The sequence below is a fragment of the Terrabacter sp. Soil811 genome (assembly GCF_001429655.1).
In the GTDB taxonomy this organism is placed as follows: Bacteria; Actinomycetota; Actinomycetes; order Actinomycetales; family Dermatophilaceae; genus Terrabacter.
This window is the reverse complement of the sequence record NZ_LMSX01000010.1, coordinates 337,775-361,358: the sequence shown is the minus strand read 5'-3', so window position 1 is coordinate 361,358 and position 23,584 is coordinate 337,775. Positions and strand designations below refer to the sequence as shown.

The following is a 23,584-nucleotide window of genomic DNA, read 5'->3' as shown; positions in this document are numbered from 1 at the left end:
GAACCGCAGAAGCAACCAAGGGGACCGCATGACCCAGCAGGACCAGGGGGCCACGTCGTCGCGTCGCGGCGGCCGCTTCCGTATGCCGTCACGCAAGGGAGCGCCGGCCCGTGCCGGTGCGCCCGTGGCGGCGTCCGCCCCCACGGCGGCCACGACCGGCGGTCGGGCGCGCGCCGTCCCGGGCACGACGAGCCGGGGGATCCGTCAGATCACCCAGCCGATCACGCGATCCATCGAGCAGGTCGCGGGTCAGACCGAGGGCGTGTGGCGCCCGGTCGCCGGCATCCTCCGGTGGATCTCACCGCTCGGCTGGACGATCCTCGCGCTCGGCCTCGTCTGCTGGTTCGTCGGGGCGCGCTGGGGCTGGACCGAGCTGCTCATGGTGGCCGCGGCGGCCCTGCTCCTCTTCGCGATCTGCTTCGTCCTTGCCCTCGGTCGCACCAAGGTGCGCATCCTCGCCGAGGTCGACCCGCGCCGCGTCGTCGTCGGCGACCCCGCGACCGGGCGCATCCTCGTCACCAACGAGGCCCGCACCCCCATGCTGCCGATCCTCGTCGAGCTGCCGGTGGGTCTGTCGGCGGCGCGATTCGTGCTCCCGGCCCTGACCCCGGGCAACGCCCACGAGGAGCTCTTCGTCGTGCCGACGTCGCGCCGCGGCGTCATCCAGGTCGGTCCCGCGACGACGGTCCAGGGTGACCCGCTCGGTCTCATGCGCCGCACCCTGACGTGGACCGAGCGCACCGAGCTCTTCGTCCACCCCCGCACCGTCGCGCTCGAGTCGCTCGGCGCCGGTCTGCTGCGCGACCTCGAGGGCAGCACCACCGAGGACGTGTCGATGAGCGACCTCGCCTTCCACGCGTTGCGCGAGTACCAGCCCGGCGACGACCGCCGATACATCCACTGGCGCAGCTCGGCCAAGGCCGGCAAGCTCCTCGTGCGCCAGTTCCTCGACACGCGCCGGTCGCACGTGACGATCATCGTCGACCCCGACCCGGAGCAGTACCGCTCGGGTCACGGCAAGACCGGCCGGAGCGACCGCGACGTCGAGCGGGACGTCATGGCGGCGAACGCGCCGACGGCGATCCAGGCCGACGTCGAGACGGCCATCTCGGTCGGCTCCTCGATCATGGTCCGCGTCATGCTCGACGAGCAGGACTGCACCATCGTCTGCGGGTCGCAGAAGGTCACGAAGTCGGTGCCGCAGGTCGGCCTTGACGCGATGTCCCGGGTCGAGCCCGGGCCCGTCGACCTCTTCACCACCTCGCTCGACGCCGCCGACCTCGCGCCCGACACGAGCACGTGCTTCATCGTCACCGGTCCGCACCGGCCGTTCATCGAGCTGCAGCGCGCGGCCGGGCAGTTCCCGCCCGAGGTGACGCGCGTCATCGTCGTCCTCGACCCGCAGGCCGACCACGGCATCCGTCGAGGCGGCGGCCTCGTCATCCTCACGCTCACCGCGCTCGAGGACCTCCGCACACTTCTCGTCTCAGGGGTGGCCCGATGAGCTCTCCGACGTCCGCCGGGGCTGCCGGCTCGATCCCGGCCCCGCCGCCCTCCGCGCTGGTCACGCCGCCGACCGCGGGCGAGCGAGCGCGCGCCCAGCTGGCCCGCCTGCGGCCCAGCACCGCCCACCTCGTCGACGCCGGCTTCACCGTCGTGCTCGTCGGCCTGGCGCTCGTCGGATTCCGCACGACGTTCTTCGGCCTCGGCTGGCTCTGGGTCGGCCTGGTCGGTCTCGTCATCGGCCTGCTCGTCGCCCACGTGACCGCGACCTTCCGGGCACCCGGGGTGCTCACGCTGCTCGCGGTCGCGGCGGCATACCTCCTCCTCGGTGGTCCGCTCGCGGTCCGCGAGGACCTCATCGCCGGGTTCATCCCGTCGGGCGAGACGTTCGCGACCCTCGTGCACATGGCCGTGCCCGGCTGGAAGGAGCTGCTCACCGCGCTCCCGCCCGTCGACTCCGAGGGCCCCTACATGGCCCTGCCGTTCCTCTTCGCGCTCGTCGGTGGGTCGCTGACCTACGGCGTCGCGCGCCGGTGGACGGGCGCGGTGACGGCGCTCGTCGCACCGGTGGTGCTGCTCGTCGCGTCGATCGTGCTCGGCACGCTGACGCCGGCAGGCGTGCTGCTCCAGGGCGCCCTCTTCGCCCTCGTCGCCATCGGGTGGACGGCGTTGCGCAGCAACCGCAACCGACCCGCGCTGCAGAACGGCGCGGGCCGTGCGACGCGCGCGGTCACCACCGCGGCCCTGCTCGCCGTCGCGACCGTGGGTGGCTTCTTCGTCGGTCCGATGCTGCCGGGTGCCGATCCCGGTGACCGCACGGTGTTCCGCACGGGCCTCCAGCCGCCCTTCGACGTGACGCAGTACGCCTCCCCGCTCGCCGGCTTCCGCCAGTACACCGAGCCCAACGGCTCCGAGCTCTTCGACAAGACGCTGCTCACGGTCAAGGGACTGCCGGCCGGTGTCCCGGTGCGCATCGCGGCGCTCGACTCCTACGACGACTTCGTGTGGGGCGCCGGCAACATCGCCAACCGCGGCACGGGCGAGGACCCGGAGGGCACGAGCTTCCGCAAGGTCGGCAGCCACATCGCCGCGGAGGCGGCCGGTGACCCGGTCACCGCGACCGTCGGCGTGCCGGCCGGTGGCTACAGCGACGTGTGGCTGCCGACCTTCGGCACCGTCACGGGTCTCGACTTCGGTGGATCCCGGGGGGACCAGCTCGCCGACGACCTGCGCTTCAACGTCGACACCGACACCGGCGTCCTGCCCGAGAAGCTGCAGGCCGGCGACACGTACTCCGTCAGCGCCCTGGCGCAGAAGGTCGACGCGCAGCTGCCCAAGGACGTCGACGTGGCCGACGGCACCGTCGTCGATAGCCAGAACCTCACCTTCATCGACGACAAGATCTCGCCGTGGACCGAGCGCGTCGACGGCCAGTGGCAGAAGGTCGTCGCCGTGGCCAAGGCCATGCAGGACGGCGCCTACACGGACGGCGGCGCCCCGGGCGACTACCAGAACGTCTTCCTCCCCGGCCACAGCCTCCGGCGGATGACCCAGTTCATGAAGGCCACCCAGCTGGCCGGCAACGACGAGCAGTACGCGTCGGCGCTCGCCCTCGCGGCCAACCGCCTCGGCGTGCCGGCCCGCGTCGTGCTCGGCGCCGAGCCCGACGCGACCGGCGCGATCAAGGGCAAGGACGTCCATGCCTGGGTCGAGGTCGCCAAGACAGACGGCTCGTGGCAGCCGATCTACTGGAAGCAGTTCGTCCCAGACCGCAACAAGAAGCCGCAGCAGCTGATCCAGAAGTCCGAGGAGAAGAAGACCGGCGCCCAGGTGCCGCCGCCCGCGGCCAACAACCCACCGAGCGTCCTCCAGGGTCCCGACCAGGCGCAGAACGCGACGCAGCTGAAGAACCCGCCCAAGGACGACAAGAACCCGCTCGACCCCGACAACTGGCCCGACTGGCTGCGCTGGCTCATCTTCTTCGTCGCCGTGCCGCTGCTCGTCCTGCTCCTCGTCTACGGCGCGATCCGACTCGCCAAGTGGCTGCGGCGTCGTCGACGGCGCACGACCGGCGAGACGGCGAGCCGTGTCAGCGGCGGGTGGCGCGAGGTCGTCGACACGGCCCGCGACCTGCGGATGCCGCTGCCGGTCAAGGGAACTCGCCTCGAACAGGCGCGCGCCCTCGAGGAGCACGTCTTCGGGCCGCCGCCCGAGAAGCCGAGCCCGGTCGTCGACGGCGCCCTCATGGGCGCCCCGGTCCGCGTGACCTCCTCGGTCTCGGAGCCGGCCGACCCCGGGCGCACCGAGCCCCTCCGCCCCGGCGAGCCCTCGCAGACGGGGGCGACCCCGGACGGGGCCCCGGCGCCGAACTTGGCGCTCGTGCCGCTCGCGGCCGCCGCCAACGGCCACGTCTTCGACGTCGCCGAGCCGACGCCCGAGGAGGTCGAGGCCTTCTGGGCCGACGTCGAGACGGCGCGCAAGCGGATCCGCAGCGGGCAGGGCTTCTGGCAGAAGCTGCGGGGCGACGTGTCGCTGCGCACCTTCCGAGACCACCTGCCCACCGGGGCCGGACTCGGCCCCGCCCTCACGCGCACGTCCCGTCGCCAGGGTCGGCCCCAGCAGCCCACCCGTCGGGGCAAGTCAACCAAGGCCGGGATCGGCACGACCGCGCCGACCACCGGGGACGCAGGACGCCGGGGCGGCAGCCGTCGCGGAGCGGGCTCGACCTCGAACGCCTCGAACAGCACGAAGGGTGACGCGTGAAGCTGAAGTTCGTCCTCCGGTCGGGAGACCGTGAGACCGACCTCGTCGCGACGACGGACTCCGCGACCACGGTCGGGGACCTCGCCGCCTACCTCGCCGCGGCCGACCCGCACCGCTCGACCGTGCTCGGCGTCGACACGTCGATGACGCTGGCCCTCGTCGACCAGGACATGCGCGGCCTCGACCCGCGCGCAACGGTCGCCGAGAGCGGCCTCCAGTCCGGCATGCGGGTCTCGACGACCCGCGCCGGCGAGGGCTTCGTCGACCGTGGCCGACCCGCCGCCGTCGCCTACATCCGCTCGGGCCCCGACGCGGGGCGCGAGTTCCCGCTCGCCCGCGGGACGGCATACATCGGCCGCGGCCGCGGCTGCGAGGTGCAGCTGTCCGACGAGTCGGTCTCGCGCAAGCACGCCAAGCTCGTGGTCCAGGAGGTCGTCGAGGTCGTCGACCTCGGCTCGGCCAACGGCATCACCGCCGGCGGGCAGCAGGTGACCCGCGCCCACCTCAAGAGCGGCGACGTCGTGCGGGTCGGCGACACCGAGCTCGAGGTGCACCTGCAGGGCGACGGCGTCGTGAGCCGTCCCGGCAGCGGCGTGCTGTCGGGCGACGCCGGCACCGTGGCCTTCTCGCGCTCTCCGCGCGTGGCGCCGCTCTTCTCCGGCCAGGAGTTCCAGGTCCCGGACCTGCCCGAGCGCGGCAAGCCCAACCCGATGCCGCTCGTCGCGATGATCGTGCCGCTGCTCATGGGCATCGTCATGTACCTCATCACCCGCAGCGCCTTCTCGATCATCTTCATGCTGATGATGCCGATGATGATGGCGGGCACCTACTACGAGGCCCGCCGCCAGCAGAAGAAGGACTTCACGCAGGCGATGGAGGACTTCAAGGAGGACCTCGCCCTGCTCTCGCAGCGCATCCGCGGCTCCCTCGAGGTCGAGGGCCACACCCGTCGCGGCGAGCACCCGAGCGGCGTCGACTGCCTGACCGCGGTGCGCGACCGGAGCGCCCTGCTCTGGACCCGTCGTCGCGACGGCAACGGCTACGCCGAGCTCCGGCTCGGCCTCGGCACCCGTCCGTCCCGCTCGGCGATCAAGATGCCGGCCGTCGGCCGCTCCAAGGCCGAGGCCTGGCTCGAGGTCTCCGAGCAGCTGCACGGCCTCGAGGTCGTGCACGACGTGCCGATCGTCGCGAGCCCGCTCGCCGACGGGGCCATCGGCGTCGCCGGCCAGCGCGCCAACGCCCTCGGCGCAGCGCGCTCGGTCGTGCTCCAGACCGCCGCGCTGCACTCGCCCGCCGAGCTCGCCGTCTGCTCCTTCGCCTCGGGCAGCTCGGCCCGCGACTGGGACTTCCTCAAGTGGCTGCCGCACACGACGTCGCCGCACAGCCCGATCGGCACCGACCACCTCGCTGCCAGCGCCCCGGCCTGCTCGGCGCTCGCCGACGCCCTCGAGGACATCATCGAGGCCAAGGGCACCGCGAAGGAGCGTGAGCAGGCCAGCGCCGAGCGCCCGACCGTCCTCGTGCTCGTCGAGAGCGACGCGCCCATCGACCGCAGCCGCCTCGTCGCCATCGCTGAGCGCGGCCACCGCCAGGGCGTGCTCGTGCTCTGGGTCGCCGAGACCCAGCAGCTGCTCCCGGCGGCCTGCCACACCTTCCTCGTCGTCAGCGACGACCAGAGCTCGCTCGCCGGCTACGTCCACGCCGGCGAGGAGGTCCAGCCCGTCGCCGTCGACCGCATCGGCTACGACGAGGCGATGGCCTGCGCCCGCCAGCTCGCACCGGTCGTCGACGCCGGCGTCCCCGTCGACGACGCGAGCGACCTGCCGCGTGCCGTCTCGCTCCTCACCCTCGCCGGCACCGACCTCGCGAGCTCCGAGGAGGCCGTCATCGAGAAGTGGGGCGAGTCGCGCTCGATCCTCACCGGTCCCTACGCGCCCGCAGTGCTGCCCCGCAAGCCCGGCAACCTGCGTGCCATCGTCGGCCAGTCGAGCCAGGGCACCTTCTCCGTCGACATCCGCTCCGACGGCCCGCACGCCCTCGTCGGCGGCACGACCGGTGCCGGCAAGTCCGAGCTGCTCCAGGCCTGGATCCTCGGCATGGCCGCGGCCCACTCGCCGCAGCGCGTCACCTTCCTGCTCGTCGACTACAAGGGTGGCTCGGCCTTCCGCGACTGCGTCAAGCTGCCGCACACCGTCGGTCTCGTCACCGACCTCTCGCCGCACCTCGTCCGCCGCGCTCTCGCCTCCCTCGCGGCCGAGCTGCACTACCGCGAGCACCTGCTCGCCCGGCACAAGGCCAAGGACCTCCTCGAGCTCGAGCGTCGCGGAGAGGTGGACGCACCGCCGTCGCTCATCCTCGTCGTCGACGAGTTCGCCGCGCTCGTCCAGGAGGTGCCGGAGTTCGTCGACGGCGTCGTCAACGTCGCGCAGCGCGGTCGTTCGCTCGGGCTGCACCTCATCCTCGCGACGCAGCGTCCCGCGGGTGTCATCAAGGACAACCTCCGCGCCAACACCAACCTCCGCATGGCGCTGCGGATGGCCGACGAGAACGACTCCGACGACGTGCTCGGTTCCAAGGAGGCCGCCTTCTTCGACCCTGCGCTGCCCGGCCGTGCCGTGTCCAAGACCGGCCCCGGCCGGCTCGTCCCCTTCCAGACGGGGTATGCCGGTGGGTGGACCTCCGACGTCCCGCCGCCCCCCGACATGAAGGTCGAGACGCTCACCTTCGGCCGAGGCGTCGAGTGGGAGCCGCCGCGCGTCGAGGGCGCCGACGACGCCGCGGACCTCGGGCCCACCGACATCCAACGTCTCGTCAGCACGCTCGGTCGGGCCGCCCGCGTGGCCGAGCTGCCCAGGCCGCGCAAGCCGTGGCTGCCGGACATGCGCTCGGTCTACGACCTCGCGACCCTCCCGACGCAGCGCCGCGACGACGAGCTCGTCTTCGGCGTCGCCGACGACCCCGACAACCAGGCCCAGCCCGAGATCGCGTTCCGCCCCGACAAGGAGGGCAACATCGCGATCTACGGCACGTCGGGCTCCGGCAAGTCCGTCTTCCTCCGCTCGATGGCGGTCGCGGCCGGCTACACGGTGCGCGGCGGTCCCTGCCACGTCTACGGCCTCGACTTCGGCAACCGTGGTCTCGCGATGCTCGAGGCCCTGCCGCACGTCGGCTCGATCATTCCCGGCGGCGACCACGAGCGCGTCATCCGCCTCCTCCGCACGCTCCGGTCCACGATCGACGAGCGCGCCTCGCGCTACTCGGCCGTCAGTGCCGCGACGATCACCGACTACCGCCGCCTCGCCGGCCGCCCCGACGAGCCACGCGTCATCGTCCTCATCGACAACATGACGGCGTTCCGCCAGGCCTACGAGGTCGGCGGCCGCTTCCAGTGGCTCGACCTGCTCGCCGGCCTCGCCGCGGACGGCCGACCGGTCGGGGTCCACTTCATCATCGCGTCCGACCAGCGCACCGGCCTGCCGACGAACCTCGCCGCGGCCGTGCAGGGCCGGATCATCCTGCGCATGAGCAACGTCGACGACTACTCCGTCTTCGGCGTGCCGGGTGACGTCCTGACGATGGCCTCACCCCCGGGGCGCGGGCTCATGTCCGGATCCGAGGTGCAGGTCGCGGTGCTCGGCGGCTCGTCCGACGTCACCGTGCAGGCCGCCGCGATCGAGGCCTTCGCCGACGCGACCCGCAAGGCCGGCGTCAGCCAGGCCCCGCCGATCGAGAGCCTCGCCGAGGTCATCCCCCTCGGCGACCTCCCGTCGGAGTTCGGCGGGCGTCCCGTCGTCGGGGTCGCGTCCTCGACGCTCGAGCCGATCGGCTTCGACCCGAAGGGCACGTTCATCATCACCGGCCCGTCCGGGTCGGGACGCACGACCGCCGTCGCGACGACCGCCGCCGGCCTCTTCCGGTTCAGCTCCGGCTCGGCGCTCTACCTCATGACCCCGCGCCGCACCTCGGAGCTGCTCGACCTCGGCATCTGGGCCGAGACCGCCGTCGGCGGCGAGGCCACGTCGGCGCTCGCGAGCCGGCTCGCTGCCGAGATCGAGGAGGGGCGCGTCACGAGGCCGATCGCCGTCTTCGTCGAGCGCATCGACGACCTCGCGCCGTCGGGCGCCGAGAACGCCCTGACGACCCTCGCCAAGGCCTGCGTCGACAACGACCAGCTCGTCGTCGCCGAGGGTGAGGCAGCGTTCTTCAGCAGCAACTTCGGCCTCCAGGCCCTGCTCAAGACGTCGCGCTCCGGCCTCGCCCTGCACCCCGACGGCAACGAGGGGCTCTCCGTCTTCAAGGCCAACCTCCCCGCCCTCAACCGGGCAGAGCTCCCCCCGGGCCGCGGTTTCATCATCGAGAAGGGCAAGTTCGAGCTGCTCCAGGTGGCCCGCCCGTGACCCTTCCCCCCGCAACACACCGAGTAGGTCACGACACACCGGGATCGGATGCCGGTGAGTTGCGACCTTCACGGTGTGTTGCGGGGGAGACGCTTTGGGGCACAGGCGAACTCGCGCCACGACACGGCATACGCCATCGGTGCCCGACAGGGTCACGAATCATGGGGAGTGCTCCCCATCGACACCCCCCGAGGGCTGACATAGGTTTCTGCATGTCGACGAATGCCGCCCATCGGGACGAACTGCCCGAAGGGCCCAGCGGACGTCGAGGAGTTGGCACAGCGCGGGCCTGCACGGTTGGTCCGGAAGAGAACTTCCCGAATCAGTCGGGGGAACACAGGCAAAGGAGAAGGTCATGGCTTGGCTCGGAATGAACGACGATGAGGTCAACGCTCAGGGCAACGTCCTGCAGCAGCAGGCGGAGGCCATCCAGAAGCTCATCACGAAGGTCGACCAGGAGGTCGAGTCCCTGAAGCAGAACTGGCAGGGTGACGACTCCAAGCAGTTCGAGCAGGAGTGGACCGGCACGCACCGTCCCGAGCTCCAGAGGGCCCAGAAGCTGCTCACCGAGATGAAGTCGACGATCGATCACGAGGTCCAGCAGCAGCGCAGCACCTCGTCGCAGTACTGATCCACCTCATCTCACCACGACCTACACACGCTTCACTCCTGAAGGGGAACTGACATGGCTGTTTACAAGAAGGGTATGAACGCCGACGCGGTGTCCGCGTCCGGTGACAAGCTCGTCGGCTACAAGGGCGAGCTCGACGGCATCGTCGAGGCCGTCAACGGCGCCGTCTCCACGATCAAGGGCAACTGGGGCGGCACCGACGCCGACCGCTTCCAGAGCGACTGGCACGGCCAGCGCCAGGTCGTCTCGGCCGCCGGCGACAAGCTCGACGCCATGGGCAAGAAGTGCAAGACCAACGCCGAGTCGCAGAAGCAGACGTCGTCGAAGTGAGCCCGGCTGCCGCGTGAGCACGGCTCCGCAGCACCCGACGCGAAGGGTGGTCGCTCCCGGACAGGGGAGGAGCGGCCACCCTTTCGCATGCCCGGGCCACGCGTGCCCCCTGGGACGTATCAATTCGCTTGACAGCCGCGTCTGCCCGGTGTGAGACCTAGACTGAGCACCCAGAGGAGGGGCGACGCATGGGCGAACCTGGTGAACTCACCGAGCTGGTCGCCCGCGCCTCGCAGGGAGACGCCGCCGCGTGGAACACCGTCGTCGAGCGCTTCTCGTCACTGCTGTGGGGCGTCGCGCGCGGCCACCGGCTCCGACAGGAGGACGCCGCCGACGTCGTGCAGAACACGTGGCTCAAGCTCCTCGACCACCTCGACACCATCGCGCAGCCCGAAGCCCTGGCGGGCTGGCTTTCGACGACGGCTCGCTACGAGTGCCTCGCCGTCCTGCGCAAGAGAGGCCGCGAGCACCTCGTGCGCGACGACGACCTCGCGACGCGTGTCGTCGACGACCAGGTGCTGGCGCTCGACGCCGCACTGCTCGACGACGAGCGCGACGGCGAGCTCTGGACGTGCTTCTGCCACCTGCCCGAGCGCTGTCAGGTGCTTCTCCGGGCCCTCATGGCGAGCGACCGCCCGAACTACCGTTCCATCTCGGACGCGCTCGGGATGTCGGTCGGCTCGATCGGGCCGACCCGGATGCGGTGCCTCGACAAGCTGCGCGACCTCATCGGCGCCTCCGGCTACGTCTTCGACCCGAGGGGGAGGCCCTGATGTCTGACCAGGAGCTGCACCCGGACGACCTCGAGCTCCTCGACCGTCTGGGACGGATCGCGGCGGTCGTCGACCCCGTGCCCGATGCCGTCATCGAGCTCGGCCGGGCCGCCTTCGAGCTGCGCCACGCCGACGCCGTCGTCATGACCATGGCCGACGAGGCGGTCTCGGGTGCCGAGCTCCGGGCCGTGCCCGACGAGCAGGGCTCGAGCCGGCTGCACGTGTTCGAGCACGGCGAGGTCTCGATCGAGGTCGAGGTGACCGTGCGGGGCGAGTTCGCGCGGGCGGTCGGCATCGTCGACGACGGTTCCGGGGTCGATCTCTCCGGAGCCCACGTCAGCGTCGAGACGACGTCCTCGTCGACCACGGTCGACCTCGACGGCGGACGTTTCACCGTCGAACGCGTGCCTCTCGGACTCGCCCGCATCGTCCTCGAGCGAGCCGGGAGCCGACTGCTGGTGACGCCGTGGTTCGACGTGGGTTGATGGTTAGCCTCACGCTCCCCACGCCGTGAACGAGGCCGCGGTCGCCAGTGCGAGGTCATCACCCAGCGCACCGCGACGTGCGGCCAGCCACCCTTCGGAAAGCGTGCTGCTGTCTCTCGCCACGGCGGTGTGGACGTCGCGCATCACGCCGAGGCAGGCCGCGTCGTTGACGGGGACGACGCTGGCGAGGACGGTCGCCGTGCCCATCCCGAGCAGGCTCGAGACGAGGCCGAGGGCTTCGAACGGACCGATGGGCGCCGCGCCTCCGGAGTCGCACGCGGACAGGACGATGGCACCCGGCGAGCGGTGCAGGCCCAGCAGGTCGTGGACGGTGAGCGGTCCGTCGGCCAGGTGGAGGGCGGAGAAGAGCGGGGCGTCGCCACGGAACGTCCCGTGAGCCGCGATGTGGGCCAGTGACGCTCCGTCGACGGCTTCGAGAGCGGCCGTTGCCGTCGCGTCCTCGGGACGAAGCACCTTGGCGTGGCGGTGGATCCGGCTCAGGCTCGCAACCTCCGCCTCCCGGGTGCTGAGGCCGGGCCCGGTCACGAGAGCCACGTGCGAACCCGCTCCCCTGCCGAGTCGCCGGGTCGCCCGAAGCCACTGGGCGATGGACGGACTGACACTGAGGTGCCGGTCGGCGAAGCACGGGAGGAGTCCCCACGGCGCTGTGAGCAGGTCGGCGGGCGGCACGACGACGACGCGACGACACCCCTCCGGCAGGTCGGCACCGTCGCCCAGCAGAGCCGACTGGAGCAGCCGTCCCGCAGCGGCGAGCTCGACCCGGCGACCGAGAGCAGCGCGACGCAACGCGAGTCGCGCGAAGTCAGCTTCCCTCCCGGCCCGGACAGACGAACCGACGACGACGTGCCGCACGACCCCTCGGTGGACGGTGAGGCGGTGCAGGGTGTCGCCGTCGCGGACGATGCTGACGACGGCACCCTCGTCGGCCACGGTCTCGAACACGGCGTCGAGGTCGAGCTGGGGCCCGCCGTCGGCACCAACCGTGCGGTCGGAACTGCGGCGATCTGCTGGCTCCTTCTGCGGCGTGCCGTCCCCGGACCGGAGGTGGCGGTGGGTGCGGCGGATGGCGGCCTCGATTCGGGCCCGGTCCCGGGTCAGGGCGACCGACCCGGGGTCGTCGGCGCCCACGGCGTCGAGACGGCGCGTCACGTCGCGGAGCGCCGCGAGGTCACCGACGAGCAGCGGGTCGGTGACGCTCGCGCGGGGCGCGTCCAGGGCCATGGCCCGCCAGCGCTCGGCCCACCACAGCAGCCGACGAGGCCGACGCGCACGCACTGCGGCGTCCACGGCGAGCCGGGTGAACTCGATGCCGTGCCCGCTGGCCAGAGCCCGCAGCTCGACGTCCCCGAGCAGGTTGCGGTGCTCGTCGACCGCGTCGAGACCGTGCCGGCAGGCCAGCAGGAGCGCGCGTCGGTCGCCGAGCTGCTGGGCGAGCAAAGCGCCGGCGAGCCAACCTGCCGCCCGCCCCAGTGGCGGCCCGGTCCAGCGCGTTCGCGCAGCATCGCTCAGAGCCAGGCGCGCGGTGTCGTCGCGGCCCGCGTCGTGTGCGATCCGGCCGAGCAGCACGAGCGCGACGGGCAGCTCGACCGCGTGCCGGGCCTGCATCGATCCGACGAGCGAGGTGGCCTCGGCGAGCAGGTCCGTCGCCGAACGACCCGGGACGGGAGGCGGGGCAGCCCCCTCGCCGTCGACCATCCAGGGTCGCAGCTCGGGTCGCACGGAGACGTACGCGGCACGCAGCCGCAACAGCCGGGCGCGGTCGGCCCACCCCGGGCGGCGTTGCGACCGGAAGAGCCGCTGGGCATCCGCCGCACTCGCCTCCGCGGCGGCGAGGTCGGCTTGGGCGAGGGCCGCCTGCGCGTCCGTGAGGAGCAGCTCGGCGCGTCGCACAGGCGCGCCGACCGTGCCCGGGAGCGTGACTGCGCAGAGGTGTCGCACCTCGTCGATGAGCCCTGCCCCGAGCAGGACCTGGGTCCGCTCGATGACGAGGTCGTGCCGTTCGTTGCCCAGGCGGTGAGCGCGGACCGATGCCTCGTCGAGCAGTCGCAGGGCCGTCGGGACGTCTCCTCGGAGATTGGCTGCGAGTCCGCGGTTGTGCACGGCCTGGACCGCCTCGAACTCCTGCCCCACCCGGTCGAGCAGCACCTCGGCTCGACGCGCGTCGGCCTCCGCGGCGTCGGCGTGACCCAGGGCCAGGTGGACGTCGCACCTCGTGTTGAGCGAGCGTCCCTCCCACAGGTCGTCTCCGAGGCGGCGGCTCCCGGCGATCGCGCGGTCGAGGTCCTCGAGCGCCTCGGCGTTGCGGGCGAGCATGTGCAGCACGTGTGCCCGGCGATGGAGCAGGCGCGGCAGCATGGCTGGAGGCGTCAGTGGCACGGCCTCGTCGAAGCGGAGCAGCCCGTCCCTGGTGCGTCCCGCGAAGGCCAGCACGATCCCCAGGGTCCCGAGGACGTCCGCCTGGCGGGTGGCGTCGACGCGTCGAGCGTTGCGCAGGGCGGCGAACCCGTGGGCCACGGCCTCGTCGGTCCGCCCACTGTCCCGGAGCACGATCGCCGATGTCTGGTGTGCGACGGACCGGTCGTGGGGGTCGGTCGAGTCGGAAAGGATGCGTGAGGCGAGGTCCATAGCCCGAGCGGGCTGGGATAGTGCAAGAGGGAGCAGTGAGTCCACGAGTTCGGTGCCGGTCGGGCGGGGGTCTCGTGGACGACGCGGAGCGCTGCGCGCGCGAGGTCGTGTATCCGAGCGCAGGGGTTGTGCGTCTGGCTTCATGAACCACCCCCACACCAGCCAGGAGGTTGACGATGTCCAACAACGATGATGGCAGCCCCACCCCCGACGCGCCGGACGTTCGATGGTGGCGACCTGCACTGCCCAACCCGGCCCAGCAGGCCCGCTACACCGACCAGCTGCGCCTCATGATCCAGGGGCTGAACGCATCGCTTCAGGCCGAGGGACGAGGCGATGCCGCCCTGGTGACCGCCTACCCCGATCCTGACAACCTCGAGACGACCGAGTTCCTCTACCGCGCCGACACCATCCTCGTCAGCACCGACGACGACGACCTCGCCCGCATCTCCGAGGCGCTCGGGGGGCTCAGCCTGGCACCGTCCGACGCCGACGACGGGCGCGTACCCCCGCCCGTCGGCTGGCTCCGGGTGCTGCCGCTGCCCCCGGGTCAGCCGTGGGCCGGGGACGACGTCTCCGGGACCCCGGCCGAGACCGCGCTGCTCGCCATCGAGGCGGCGACGGGCCGCGCCGACCTCGCGGGCTTCGACCGCGTCGTCCACCTCACGTCCAACAGCGGCTGCCCGGCGACCGAGCCGGTCCCGGCGTCAACCGGTCCCGACCCCGCCCTGCGCCCGGATGCCACCCTGGGGCAGGGCGTGCGGGTCGCGGTCATCGACTCGGGCTGGCCGCTCGCCGCGACGGACCGGGACGTCGAACCGACCCCCGCGCGCGACGTCCGGTGGTCCTGGCTCGACGGGATCACCCACGACGAGCTCGAGACCGCTCGCCCGGGTACGACGGTCCAAGCCGTGGAGCACGGGCACTACCGCGGCCACGGGATCTTCGTCGCGGGCGTGGTCCGCGCCATGGCGCCGGCCGCGCAGGTGACCCTGCACGCCTGGGGTCCGACGACGTACGGCCAGATCGAGAGCGAGCTCGCTCCGATCCTCCAGCGGGTGCTCGAGACGGAGCCGGACATCATCAGCATGTCGGCGGGCACGGGAGGCGCGAGCGGCACGACCCCGGTTGCGGAGCCGCCGGCCGGACGGCGGCGGGCAGCGGCCTCGACCGAACCCGCCTTCGCGCTCCGGCAGTTCGTCGCCACGCTCGAGCCGACGAAGACCCTGCTCGTGTGCGCGGCCGGCAACGACGGCACGCAGGGGCCGTTCGAGCCGGCCAGCATCCGGCTGCCGCACACCCACGACCCGCGGTGCAAGGTGGCCGTCGGCGCTCTCAAGAAGCAGGGGCGACTCGCGAAGTACAGCAACCGGGGGACGTGGGTCGACGTCTACGCCCGCGGCTCGAAGGTCGTCAACGCCTATCCCGACGGGCCGTACACGTACAAGGAGTCCCCGCGGACCGACGAGACGGTCCAGTTCACGACGGGACTGGCCGAATGGAGCGGGACGTCCTTCGCGACGCCGCTCGTCGCCGGGCTCGTCGCGTCTCGCATGTCGTGGACGGGAGAGAGTCCCCGGCAGGCGTGGGAGGCGCTGAGCGCCGTCGCAGCAACGCAGGCACCCTACGGCCTCGCCACGCTGCGCCCCGGTGATGCCGACCGGGGCGTCAACCCGCCGGCCGGCTGAACTCCCTGACCGGAAGTGCAGACAGCAGGACGCACGGGGTCACGTTGGTGCGGACGTGACCCCGGGCGCTCCCTCGCCGCTCAGGCCGGAGCCGTCGTGAAGCGAAGGTAGGGCTTGACCTCGTCGACGGCGTCGGCACCGAAGCGCTCGCGGGCGTCGGCGGTCGACACGGTCGGGGCCACGATGACCTTCTGGCCCTCGCGCCAGTCGGCCGGCGTGGAGAACGGGCCGCTGTCGGTGAGCTGGAGCGCGTCGACGGCGCGGAGGATCTCGTCGAAGTTGCGGCCGACGCTCTTGGGGTAGGTCAGCGACAGGCGGACCTTGTTGGCCGGGTCGATGATGAAGACGGAGCGCACGCCCGAGGTGTCGCCCTCGCCGGGGTGGATCATGTCGTAGAGCTCGGAGACCTGGCGGGAGTCGTCGGCGATGATCGGGTAGCCGACCGTCGCACCGCTGACCTCCTCGATGTCGCCCTTCCACTCCTCGTGCTGCTCGATCGGGTCGACCGAGACGGCGAGCACCTTGACGCCGCGCTTGTTCCACTCGTCGTCGAGGGCGGCGACGCGGCCGAGCTCGGTGGTGCAGACCGGCGTGAAGTCGGCCGGGTGGCTGAAGAGGACGGCCCAGCTGGCGTCCTTCCAGTCGTGGAAGCGGATCGGGCCCTCGGTCGTCGTGGCCTCGAAGTCGGGGGCGATCTCGCCCAGTCGCGGTGTTGCCATTGGCTCGTCCTCTCGCGGTCGGGCGCACGGCGCGCCCCGGTCTGCGTGCCATTCTGACCACAGAACCATGCATCACGTTATGGGTGTCCAAATGTTGTGACGCGCATCCAGTGGACTCCCAGCCGACTCACCGAGACTGCGCGTGGAATCTGTCGCCACCCATAGGAGCCCCCGACGTGAGCGCCCTGCTCGACACCATCACCACCCAGGTCCTCCACGCACCGGTGTGGCTCGTGCTCCTCGTCGTCGGTGGGATCGTCTTCGTCGAGGACGCGCTCTTCGTCGGCTTCGTCGTGCCCGGTGAGACCGTCGCCATCCTCGGTGGCGTGGCCGCCTCGCTCGGGCACGTGCCGCTCGCCGCGGTCCTCGTCGTCGTCGTCGTGGCCGCGATCGTCGGCGACACGGTCGGTTTCGAGGTCGGCCGTCATCTCGGTGGCCGGGTCGTGGCCCTGCGCGCCTTCGACCGGCACCGCGGGCGCATCGACCAGGCGCAGGGCTTCCTCGGCCGCCGCGGCGGTGCCGCCGTCTTCCTCGGCCGCTGGACCGCGTTCCTGCGCGCCGTCATGCCGGCCCTGGCCGGGATGTCGAAGATGCACTACCCGACCTTCCTCGTCTGGAACGCCGCCGGCGGCATCGCCTGGGGGAGCGTCGTCGTCACGGCCGGCTACCTCGCGGGCCGCTCCTACGCCCGGGTCGAGACGTGGCTCGGGCGCGGCGCCGCCGTCGCCGTGGGTGTCGTCGTCGTGGTGGCCCTCGTCGTCTGGCAGGTGCGCCGCCACCGTGCCGAGGGCACCGAGGGCGCCGAGGGCGCAGGGGGTGCCGAGGGTGCGGGGGTTGCCGAAGGTGCCGACGCGGAGGGCGGCGAGAACCCCTCGCGTATGCCGTCAGCGGGCTGAGCGCGCACGTCGGGGTCGCTCCTCGGCCTTCGTCTCCACCGCGACCCGAGCGCTGCGCCCTGGTCACCGGCTCCGACTGAGTCGACATACTCGTCCGCAGCGGCCGGATCGGTGCTGTGCTGGAGCATGACAACCTCCACGCACCTCGGTTCACGCAGGCGTGCACCGTCCGCTCAGGCCATGGCCATCGCGGTGGGGCACGTCGTCGTCGCCACGGCGGCACTGGGCACGGGGATCGTCCTCGTCGTGGCTGGCACGCGGTCTGGTGCCGAGCTGGAGACGCTCTACACCCCCATCGGCGTGGCGGTCTGCGGCGTCGCTCTGGTCTTCGGTGCGGTCGCGGTCAACGTCGTTCGCTCCACGCCCCACCACCCGCACCGAGCCGCCGGCCTCTCGCGCGCGCTCGGCCTCCTCGAGGTGCTCGCCGGGCTGGTGTGCGCCGTCAGTGCCGCCGTCGCCGTCGCCTCGTACCCGCAGTTCACGCCCTGGCGGTCACCGGCGCTGCTGCCGGCCCTGGTGCTCGTGGCCCTGGGAGTCACGGCAGTCATCCAGTCCAGCCGCGTCCGGCGCCAGGAGTGACCCTCGAGGAGCGACAGCCATGAGGCCCCTCCCGGCTGGGAGGGGCCTCATGGCATACGGGCTCGGGACTGACCGGTTGGGTCAGCGCTCCTCGGTGCCTGCGATGAAGGCCTCGAGCTTGGCGCGACCGAGGTCGTCCGGACGCTGCTCCGGCGGGGACTTCATGAGGTAGGACGAGGCGGACAGCAGGGCGCCGCCGATGCCACGGTCCTTGGCGATCTTCGCCGCACGGATGGCGTCGATGATGATGCCGGCCGAGTTGGGGGAGTCCCACACCTCGAGCTTGTACTCGAGGTTCAGCGGCACGTCGCCGAAGGCGCGACCCTCGAGGCGGACATAGGCCCACTTGCGGTCGTCGAGCCACGCGACGTAGTCGGACGGGCCGATGTGGACGTTCTTGCTGTCGACGAGACCCGAGAGCGGACCGGTGAGGTTGCTCGTGACGGCCTGGGTCTTGGAGACCTTCTTGGACTCGAGGCGCTCGCGCTCGAGCATGTTCTTGAAGTCCATGTTGCCGCCGACGTTGAGCTGGTACGTCCGGTCGAGCACGACGCCGCGGTCCTCGAAGAGCTTGGCCATGACGCGGTGCGTGATGGTCGCGCCGACCTGGCTCTTGATGTCGTCACCGATGATCGGCACGCCGGCGGCCTCGAACTTCGCGGCCCACTCGGGGTCGGAGGCGATGAAGACCGGGAGCGCGTTGACGAAGGCGACCTTCGCGTCGATGGCGCACTGGGCGTAGAACTTGTCGGCCTGCTCGGAGCCCACCGGGAGGTAGGAGACGAGGACGTCGACCTTGCGGTCCTTGAGGATCTGCACGACGTCGACCGGCTCGGCGCCGGACTCGTCGATCGTCTGGCGGTAGTACTTGCCGAGACCGTCGAGCGTGTGGCCGCGCTGGACCTCGACACCCGTGGTGGGGACGTCGGCGATCTTGATGGTGTTGTTCTCGGAGGCGTTGATGGCCTCGGAGAGGTCCTTGCCGACCTTCTTGTCGTCGACGTCGAAGGCGGCGACGAACTCGACGTCAGAGACGTGGTACTCGCCGAACTTGACGTGCATGAGGCCGGGGACGCCGGTGGTGGCGTCAGCGTCCTTGTAGTACTCGACGCCCTGCACGAGCGAGCTCGCGCAGTTGCCGACGCCGACGATGGCGACGCGTACGGATCCCATGGATCACTCCTTGTTGTTGGTGGTCGTGCTCTGGGGGGTGGTGATGTCTGTGGTGGCCAGGCCGGGCTCGTCGTAGGCCGCCGGGCCCGGGTCGAGGGCCGCGCGGCGTTCGGCGACGATGAGCTCCTCGAGCCAGCGCACCTCGCGCTCGGCGCGCTCCTCGCCGTGCTGCTGGAGGGCCAGGGTGTAGCTGTCCATCCGCTCGCGGCGGGCCTGGGAGGCGTCGCGGATGTTCGCGAGCCGCTCCTCGAGCCGGGAGCGCCGGCCCTCGAGGATGCGCAGGCGCACCTGCGCCTCGGTGCGCGAGAAGAAGGCGAACCGGACGTCGAAGTCGTCGTCGTCCCAGGCGTCGGGGCCGCTGGCCGCGACGAGGTCCTGGAAGTGCTCCTTGCCGTCGGCGGTCAGCTCGTAGGTGATCCGGGGCCGCTTGCTGCTGCCCGTCGCCGCCTCGGTCGTCTCGTGGATCCAGCCCGAGTCGACGAGGTGGCGCAGCGCCGGGTAGAGCGAGCCGTAGGACAGCGCCCGGAAGATGCCGAGCGCGGTGGTGAGGCGCTTGCGCAGCTCGTAGCCGTGCAGCGGGCCGTCGTGGAGCAGGCCGAGGACCGCGAACTCGAGCAGCGCAGCGCGGCGGCTCTGAGGACGTTCGGACTTCGGCACGTGACTACGGTACACCCAGATATATCGCTGCGATACATCACGCCGACGCATCGTGTGACACGTCCCTCGACGCCGGGTCAACCAACAGGACCGAACCCAGGTTTCGGCGTCTGTTCTACGTCCTGGTGGTTCGTGCCTGTTGGTTGACCCGGGCCTGCGGTCGCGCTCAGCGGCTGGGCGACGCGACGCGTGGGCGGCTCAGGGCTCTGGGGTGTAGATGGCGATGAAGCCCGTGCCGTGCGGCGGCGCCGACCCCTCGGCGACGACGAGCTGCAGCGGCCGACCGTCGCCGGACGGCTGGGGTGCGGTCTGCGAGCCGCCTTCCATCCACTGCGTCTGCTCCCCGACCAGGCCCTCGAGCTGGAAATAGGCTGGCTCGCGGCGAGGGGAGCCGGTGACAACCGTGCCGGACGTGACGAGGAACGGCCCGCTCTGCGGGGCTGCCGTCTCCAGTGGCGTACCGGCGACGTCGACCGGACCGGCGATCGAAGCCGTGAGGCGGTAGCGGTAGCCCTCACGCTCGATGACGTCGGGGAGCGCCGCGACCGGCGTGCCGGACAGGTCCCTGATCAGGCTCCGTGCGCCCTGCGCGTAGATGGCTCCGGTCAGCTGGGCGCCGTCGACCGAGGCCGGCTTGCGCGTCTTCGCGTCGACGAGCTGGATGCGGACCGAGGCGGTGCGCCCGACCGTCAGCTCCGTCCAGCCCTGGCCCGGCTCGCCGGGGACGGTTCCCCCAGCCGGGAGGTCGCGCTCCGCGGGCCGGCCGGCCGCGCACGAGCTGCCGAAGAAGCCCGCGGTCCCCCCGAAGCTGACCGTGACCATGTACGTCGCGGCCTCGGCGTCGGTCAGGCCGGGCAGGTAGCACTCGGCGCCGATGGAGACGTGGGTCGTCGTGGGCTCCCAGACGAGCGAGAACTGACCCTGGCCGCGGTCACCGATGAAACCGGCGACGAGGGTGTCGTCGCCGACCCGGGCCCGGTAGCGCAGGCCGTCCTTGACGACGTCGCCGGGCGCGTCGGGGACGGACCGGAACGGCATGCCGTCGGCCCCGATCATCGGAGCAGCGCTCGACGGCGGCCCGGCCGGGACGGTCGGCGCGGGACGGCCGAGCGAGGTCACGACCCCGACGGCGAGGGCGGCGACGGCGAGCGTCGCGACCGAGCCTGCGGCGACGGCGCGACGGCGCTTCGTCGTGCGCACCCGGCCGGCGACGCCGGCCGTGAAGTCAGGGGCGGTGCCGAGGTCGTCGGCGTGGGTGGTCAGCTCGTCGCGCAGGTCGGTGAGGTTCATCGGACACGCTCCTCGTCGGAGGTCGGGCTCAGGGTGGGGTCGAGGCGGAGCTTGGCCAGCGCGCGGCTCGCCTGGCTCTTCACGGTGCCGACGGAGCACTGCAGGATCTCGGCGGTCTCGATCTCGGACAGGTCCTCGTAGAAGCGGAGCACGACGACGGCCCGCTGGCGCCTCGGCAGCCGAGCGAGGGCTCGCCAGAGGTCGGTGCGGTCGTCGACGCGTACGTCCTCGGGGCGGTGACCGGCAGCGGCAGCACGCTCGGGCAGCTCAGCCGTCGCCACCTCGCCGTTCCAGCGGCGCCGCCACCAGCTCGAGTACGTGTTGACCATGACCCGGCGGACGTACGCGTCGGGCTGGCCGTCGATGCGCCCCCAGGCGAACCACGCCTTGGCGAGCGAGGTCTGCACGAGGTCCTCGGCGAGCGCGCGGTCGTGCGTGAGCAGGTATGCCGTCCGCAGCAGTCGGGTCGAGCGCGTCGCCACGAAGTCGTCGAAGGACCCTCGGTCCACGGCTCGTCCCCCTGTCAGCGGCCCGGCGGAGAGGCTGCTCGCCCCGGCGTCGGTGCCTGTCACTGTCGTCACATCCTGCAGGACCGTCTGGGGCCGGAGAAAGGTTGCACGCCGCCCCCGGGTATGTGAAAACAGTCTGTGGGGTGCTTGTGCCGCTCGTGTGAGCCGCCTCCGTCGTTTCGTCGTCACGGCGCCGGTCAGGTCATACTGAGTGGCGGCCCGGGACGGTTTCTCGGGCCTGATCAGTGAATGGAGCAGGTTGTGACGCAGAGCAGGCGCGACATCCGCGCTGCCCAGCTGGCGGCCGACAAGGGCCGGCCCCAGCGCGCAGGGAATGGCAACGGCAACGGCCGGTCCGCAGGGACCGCCGGCTTCGCCGACGGTGAGGGCGAGGGCCGCACCGGCTGGAAGAAGTGGGCCATCGGCACGCTCAAGTGGGGCTCGATCGCCGCCGCGGTGCTGCTCGTGCTCGGCGTCGTCGGCGTCGTCATCGCCTACAACCAGACCGCCATCCCGCAGCCCAACGAGCTGGCCAACAAGCAGGTCTCGATCGTCTACTACAGCGACGGCAAGACCGAGCTCGACCGCATCGCCGTCCAGGACGGCAACCGCGAGTCGGTCAAGCTCAAGCAGGTGCCCAAGTTCGTCCAGGACGCCCACATCGCCGCCGAGGACCGCACGTTCTACCAGAACAACGGCATCTCGGTCGGCGGCATCCTGCGCGCCGTCAAGACGAGCGTCACCGGTGAGACCCAGGTCGGTGGCTCCACGATCACCCAGCAGTACGTCAAGAACTACTTCCTGACCCAGGACCGCACGATCTCCCGCAAGGCCAAGGAGATCCTCATCGCGGTCAAGATCGACGGCCAGCTCTCCAAGGCCGAGATCCTCGAGAAGTACCTCAACACCATCTACTACGGCCGCGGTGCCTACGGCATCCAGAGCGCGGCCAAGGCGTACTTCGGCAAGGACGTCTCCAAGCTCAGCGTCGGCGAGGGCGCCGTGCTCGCGTCCGTCATCAACGCGCCCTCCCTCTACGACCCGGCCAACGGTGACACGGCCGAGGCCAACCTCACCAAGCGCTACGCGTACGTCCTCGACGGGATGGTGCAGGAGGGCTGGCTCAGCGCGGCCGAGCGGGCCAAGTACACCGAGCTGCCGAAGATCCAGGCCTACAAGGGCAACAAGTTCTCGTCGGGCCCCAACGGCTTCATCACCGCCCAGGTCAAGCGCGAGCTCGTCTCGACCGGCCTCTCGGAGCAGGACATCGACAACGGCGGCCTGCGCATCGTCACGACGATCGACAAGAAGGCCCAGACCGCGGCGATCGCGGCGATGCAGGACAACCTGCCCAAGAAGGTGCAGGGCGGACTCGTCGCGGTCCGGCCCGGCGACGGTGCCGTGGTCGCGATGTACGGCGGCGCCGACTACGCCAAGTCGCAGTTCAACACCTCGACCCAGGCGATCATGCAGGGCGCCTCGAACTTCAAGCCGTTCGCCGTCCTCGCTGCGGTCCGCGACGGCGTGTCCACGAAGACGAAGTTCGACGGCGACCAGCCCCAGGAGATCGACGGCACGAAGATCACGAACTTCGGCGACCGCTCCTACGGCATGGTCGACATGCGCCGGATGATCGGTCGCTCGATCAACACGGCCTTCGTCAACCTCAACAACACGATCACGCCCGCCCTGACCCGGCAGGCGGCGATCGACGCCGGCATCCCGGCACGGACGCCGGGTCTCGACGAGACCCTCACCAACGTCCTCGGCACCGCCTCGCCGCACGTCATCGACATGGCCACGGCCTACTCGACCATCGCCTCGCAGGGGGTGCGGGCCAAGCCGTACTTCGTCAAGAAGGTCACCTCGACGACCGGTGACTTCACCTACGACGCCAAGCCGCAGACGAAGCGCGCCTTCGACAAGGACGTGACCGCCGACGCCACCGACGCCATGACCTACACCGTCAAGGACGGCGGCACCGCGACGAAGCTCCAGCGCCTGAACCGCCCGGTCGCGGGCAAGACGGGCACCTCCTCAGAGGCGAAGTCGATCTGGTTCTCCGGGTTCATCCCGCAGCTCGCGGTGTCCATCGGCATGTACAAGCCCGACGCGAACGGGAACCCGCAGACGCTGACGAGCTCCGAGGACACCAACCTCACGGGTGGCACGATCCCGGCCGACGTCTTCTACGACTTCATGAAGGTCGTGACGGACAACATGGAGGTCCAGGACTTCCCGAACCGCGCTGGTGTCGGCGACGACAAGATCCCGACCCCGACGACGACGTTCACGCCGCCGCCGCAGACGACGACCCAGGCGCCCGCGACGACGACGACACAGGCGCCGACCACCACGACGGCACCGCCGACGACGACGCAGCAGCCGACGAAGACGAACGGCACCGGGAAGCCCCAGCCGACGACGACGCAGCCGACGATCACGATTCCCCTGCCCGGGGGAGGAGGGCCGTCGCCCACCTCGACCAAACCCGGCAACGCCCCATGACGCGCGCGCGGGCCGGGGACCGTGACGGGGTGACGGG

At 71.4% G+C, this 23,584-nt stretch carries 17 protein-coding genes; 11 read left to right on the top strand and 6 right to left on the bottom strand.

Annotated features, from left to right (window positions below):
• The first annotated feature begins 28 nt into the window (after window positions 1–28).
• From ASH01_RS19010 to ASH01_RS18980, 7 genes are all read left to right on the top strand, one after another.
• A complete protein-coding gene (locus ASH01_RS19010; RefSeq protein WP_056779666.1) occupies window positions 29–1,504 on the top strand; it encodes a DUF58 domain-containing protein in 1,476 nt (491 codons plus the stop codon).
• Window positions 1,501–4,266, top strand: coding sequence for a transglutaminase domain-containing protein (locus tag ASH01_RS19005; protein WP_056779663.1), 2,766 nt, complete (start codon window positions 1,501–1,503; stop codon window positions 4,264–4,266). Before ASH01_RS19010 ends, ASH01_RS19005 begins: the two co-directional genes overlap by 4 nt.
• Window positions 4,263–8,663 (top strand): FtsK/SpoIIIE domain-containing protein, encoded by a 4,401-nt coding sequence (locus tag ASH01_RS19000; protein ID WP_056779660.1) that lies wholly within the window; start codon window positions 4,263–4,265, stop codon window positions 8,661–8,663. Before ASH01_RS19005 ends, ASH01_RS19000 begins: the two co-directional genes overlap by 4 nt.
• Before the next feature lie 355 nt (window positions 8,664–9,018).
• Window positions 9,019–9,294: a WXG100 family type VII secretion target gene (locus ASH01_RS18995; RefSeq protein ID WP_082619987.1), complete on the top strand. Its 276-nt coding sequence runs from the start codon at window positions 9,019–9,021 to the stop codon at window positions 9,292–9,294.
• Between the two features lie 54 nt (window positions 9,295–9,348).
• On the top strand, window positions 9,349–9,624 hold the full coding sequence (locus tag ASH01_RS18990; RefSeq protein ID WP_156022898.1) for a WXG100 family type VII secretion target: 276 nt from the start codon (window positions 9,349–9,351) through the stop codon (window positions 9,622–9,624).
• A gap of 188 nt (window positions 9,625–9,812) precedes the next feature.
• Window positions 9,813–10,397, top strand: coding sequence for an RNA polymerase sigma factor (locus tag ASH01_RS18985; RefSeq protein ID WP_056779656.1), 585 nt, complete (start codon window positions 9,813–9,815; stop codon window positions 10,395–10,397).
• Window positions 10,397–10,882, top strand: coding sequence for a hypothetical protein (locus ASH01_RS18980; RefSeq protein WP_056779653.1), 486 nt, complete (start codon window positions 10,397–10,399; stop codon window positions 10,880–10,882). Before ASH01_RS18985 ends, ASH01_RS18980 begins: the two co-directional genes overlap by 1 nt.
• A gap of 9 nt (window positions 10,883–10,891) precedes the next feature.
• Here the strand turns inward: ASH01_RS18980 and ASH01_RS18975 are convergent, their stop codons facing one another.
• On the bottom strand, window positions 10,892–13,528 hold the full coding sequence (locus ASH01_RS18975; RefSeq protein WP_056779650.1) for a CHAT domain-containing protein: 2,637 nt from the start codon (window positions 13,526–13,528) through the stop codon (window positions 10,892–10,894).
• Window positions 13,529–13,704: 176 nt separating this feature from the next.
• Between ASH01_RS18975 and ASH01_RS18970 the strand changes: the two genes are divergently transcribed.
• Window positions 13,705–15,216, top strand: coding sequence for a S8 family serine peptidase (locus ASH01_RS18970; RefSeq protein ID WP_056779647.1), 1,512 nt, complete (start codon window positions 13,705–13,707; stop codon window positions 15,214–15,216).
• An 80-nt stretch (window positions 15,217–15,296) separates the two neighbouring features.
• Here the strand turns inward: ASH01_RS18970 and ASH01_RS18965 are convergent, their stop codons facing one another.
• Window positions 15,297–15,935: a peroxiredoxin gene (locus ASH01_RS18965; protein ID WP_056779644.1), complete on the bottom strand. Its 639-nt coding sequence runs from the start codon at window positions 15,933–15,935 to the stop codon at window positions 15,297–15,299.
• A 176-nt stretch (window positions 15,936–16,111) separates the two neighbouring features.
• Here ASH01_RS18965 and ASH01_RS18960 point away from each other — a divergent pair, with 176 nt between their 5' ends.
• Together ASH01_RS18960 and ASH01_RS18955 are read left to right on the top strand one after the other, a co-directional pair.
• Complete coding sequence (locus ASH01_RS18960; protein ID WP_056779641.1) at window positions 16,112–16,831, top strand: DedA family protein; 720 nt, start codon at window positions 16,112–16,114, stop codon at window positions 16,829–16,831.
• Window positions 16,832–17,011: 180 nt separating this feature from the next.
• Window positions 17,012–17,410 carry a hypothetical protein gene (locus ASH01_RS18955; protein WP_056779637.1) on the top strand — a complete coding sequence of 133 codons (399 nt, stop codon included), beginning with the start codon at window positions 17,012–17,014 and terminating at the stop codon, window positions 17,408–17,410.
• Between the two features lie 81 nt (window positions 17,411–17,491).
• On the opposite strand, the gene ASH01_RS18950 is transcribed toward ASH01_RS18955, so the two are convergent.
• The 4 genes from ASH01_RS18950 to ASH01_RS18935 form a co-directional block, all read right to left on the bottom strand.
• A complete protein-coding gene (locus ASH01_RS18950) occupies window positions 17,492–18,583 on the bottom strand; it encodes an inositol-3-phosphate synthase (protein WP_056779634.1) in 1,092 nt (363 codons plus the stop codon).
• A gap of 3 nt (window positions 18,584–18,586) precedes the next feature.
• The gene (locus ASH01_RS18945; protein ID WP_056779632.1) at window positions 18,587–19,240 is read right to left on the bottom strand and encodes a PadR family transcriptional regulator; all 654 of its coding nucleotides are present in this window, start codon (window positions 19,238–19,240) and stop codon (window positions 18,587–18,589) included.
• 198 nt (window positions 19,241–19,438) lie between these two features.
• Window positions 19,439–20,530, bottom strand: coding sequence for a hypothetical protein (locus tag ASH01_RS18940; protein ID WP_056779629.1), 1,092 nt, complete (start codon window positions 20,528–20,530; stop codon window positions 19,439–19,441).
• The gene (locus tag ASH01_RS18935; protein WP_056779625.1) at window positions 20,527–21,039 is read right to left on the bottom strand and encodes a SigE family RNA polymerase sigma factor; all 513 of its coding nucleotides are present in this window, start codon (window positions 21,037–21,039) and stop codon (window positions 20,527–20,529) included. Before ASH01_RS18935 ends, ASH01_RS18940 begins: the two co-directional genes overlap by 4 nt.
• Window positions 21,040–21,300: 261 nt before the next feature.
• Between ASH01_RS18935 and ASH01_RS18930 the strand changes: the two genes are divergently transcribed.
• Window positions 21,301–23,547, top strand: coding sequence for a transglycosylase domain-containing protein (locus ASH01_RS18930; RefSeq protein ID WP_056779623.1), 2,247 nt, complete (start codon window positions 21,301–21,303; stop codon window positions 23,545–23,547).
• The last annotated feature ends 37 nt before the right edge of the window (window positions 23,548–23,584 follow it).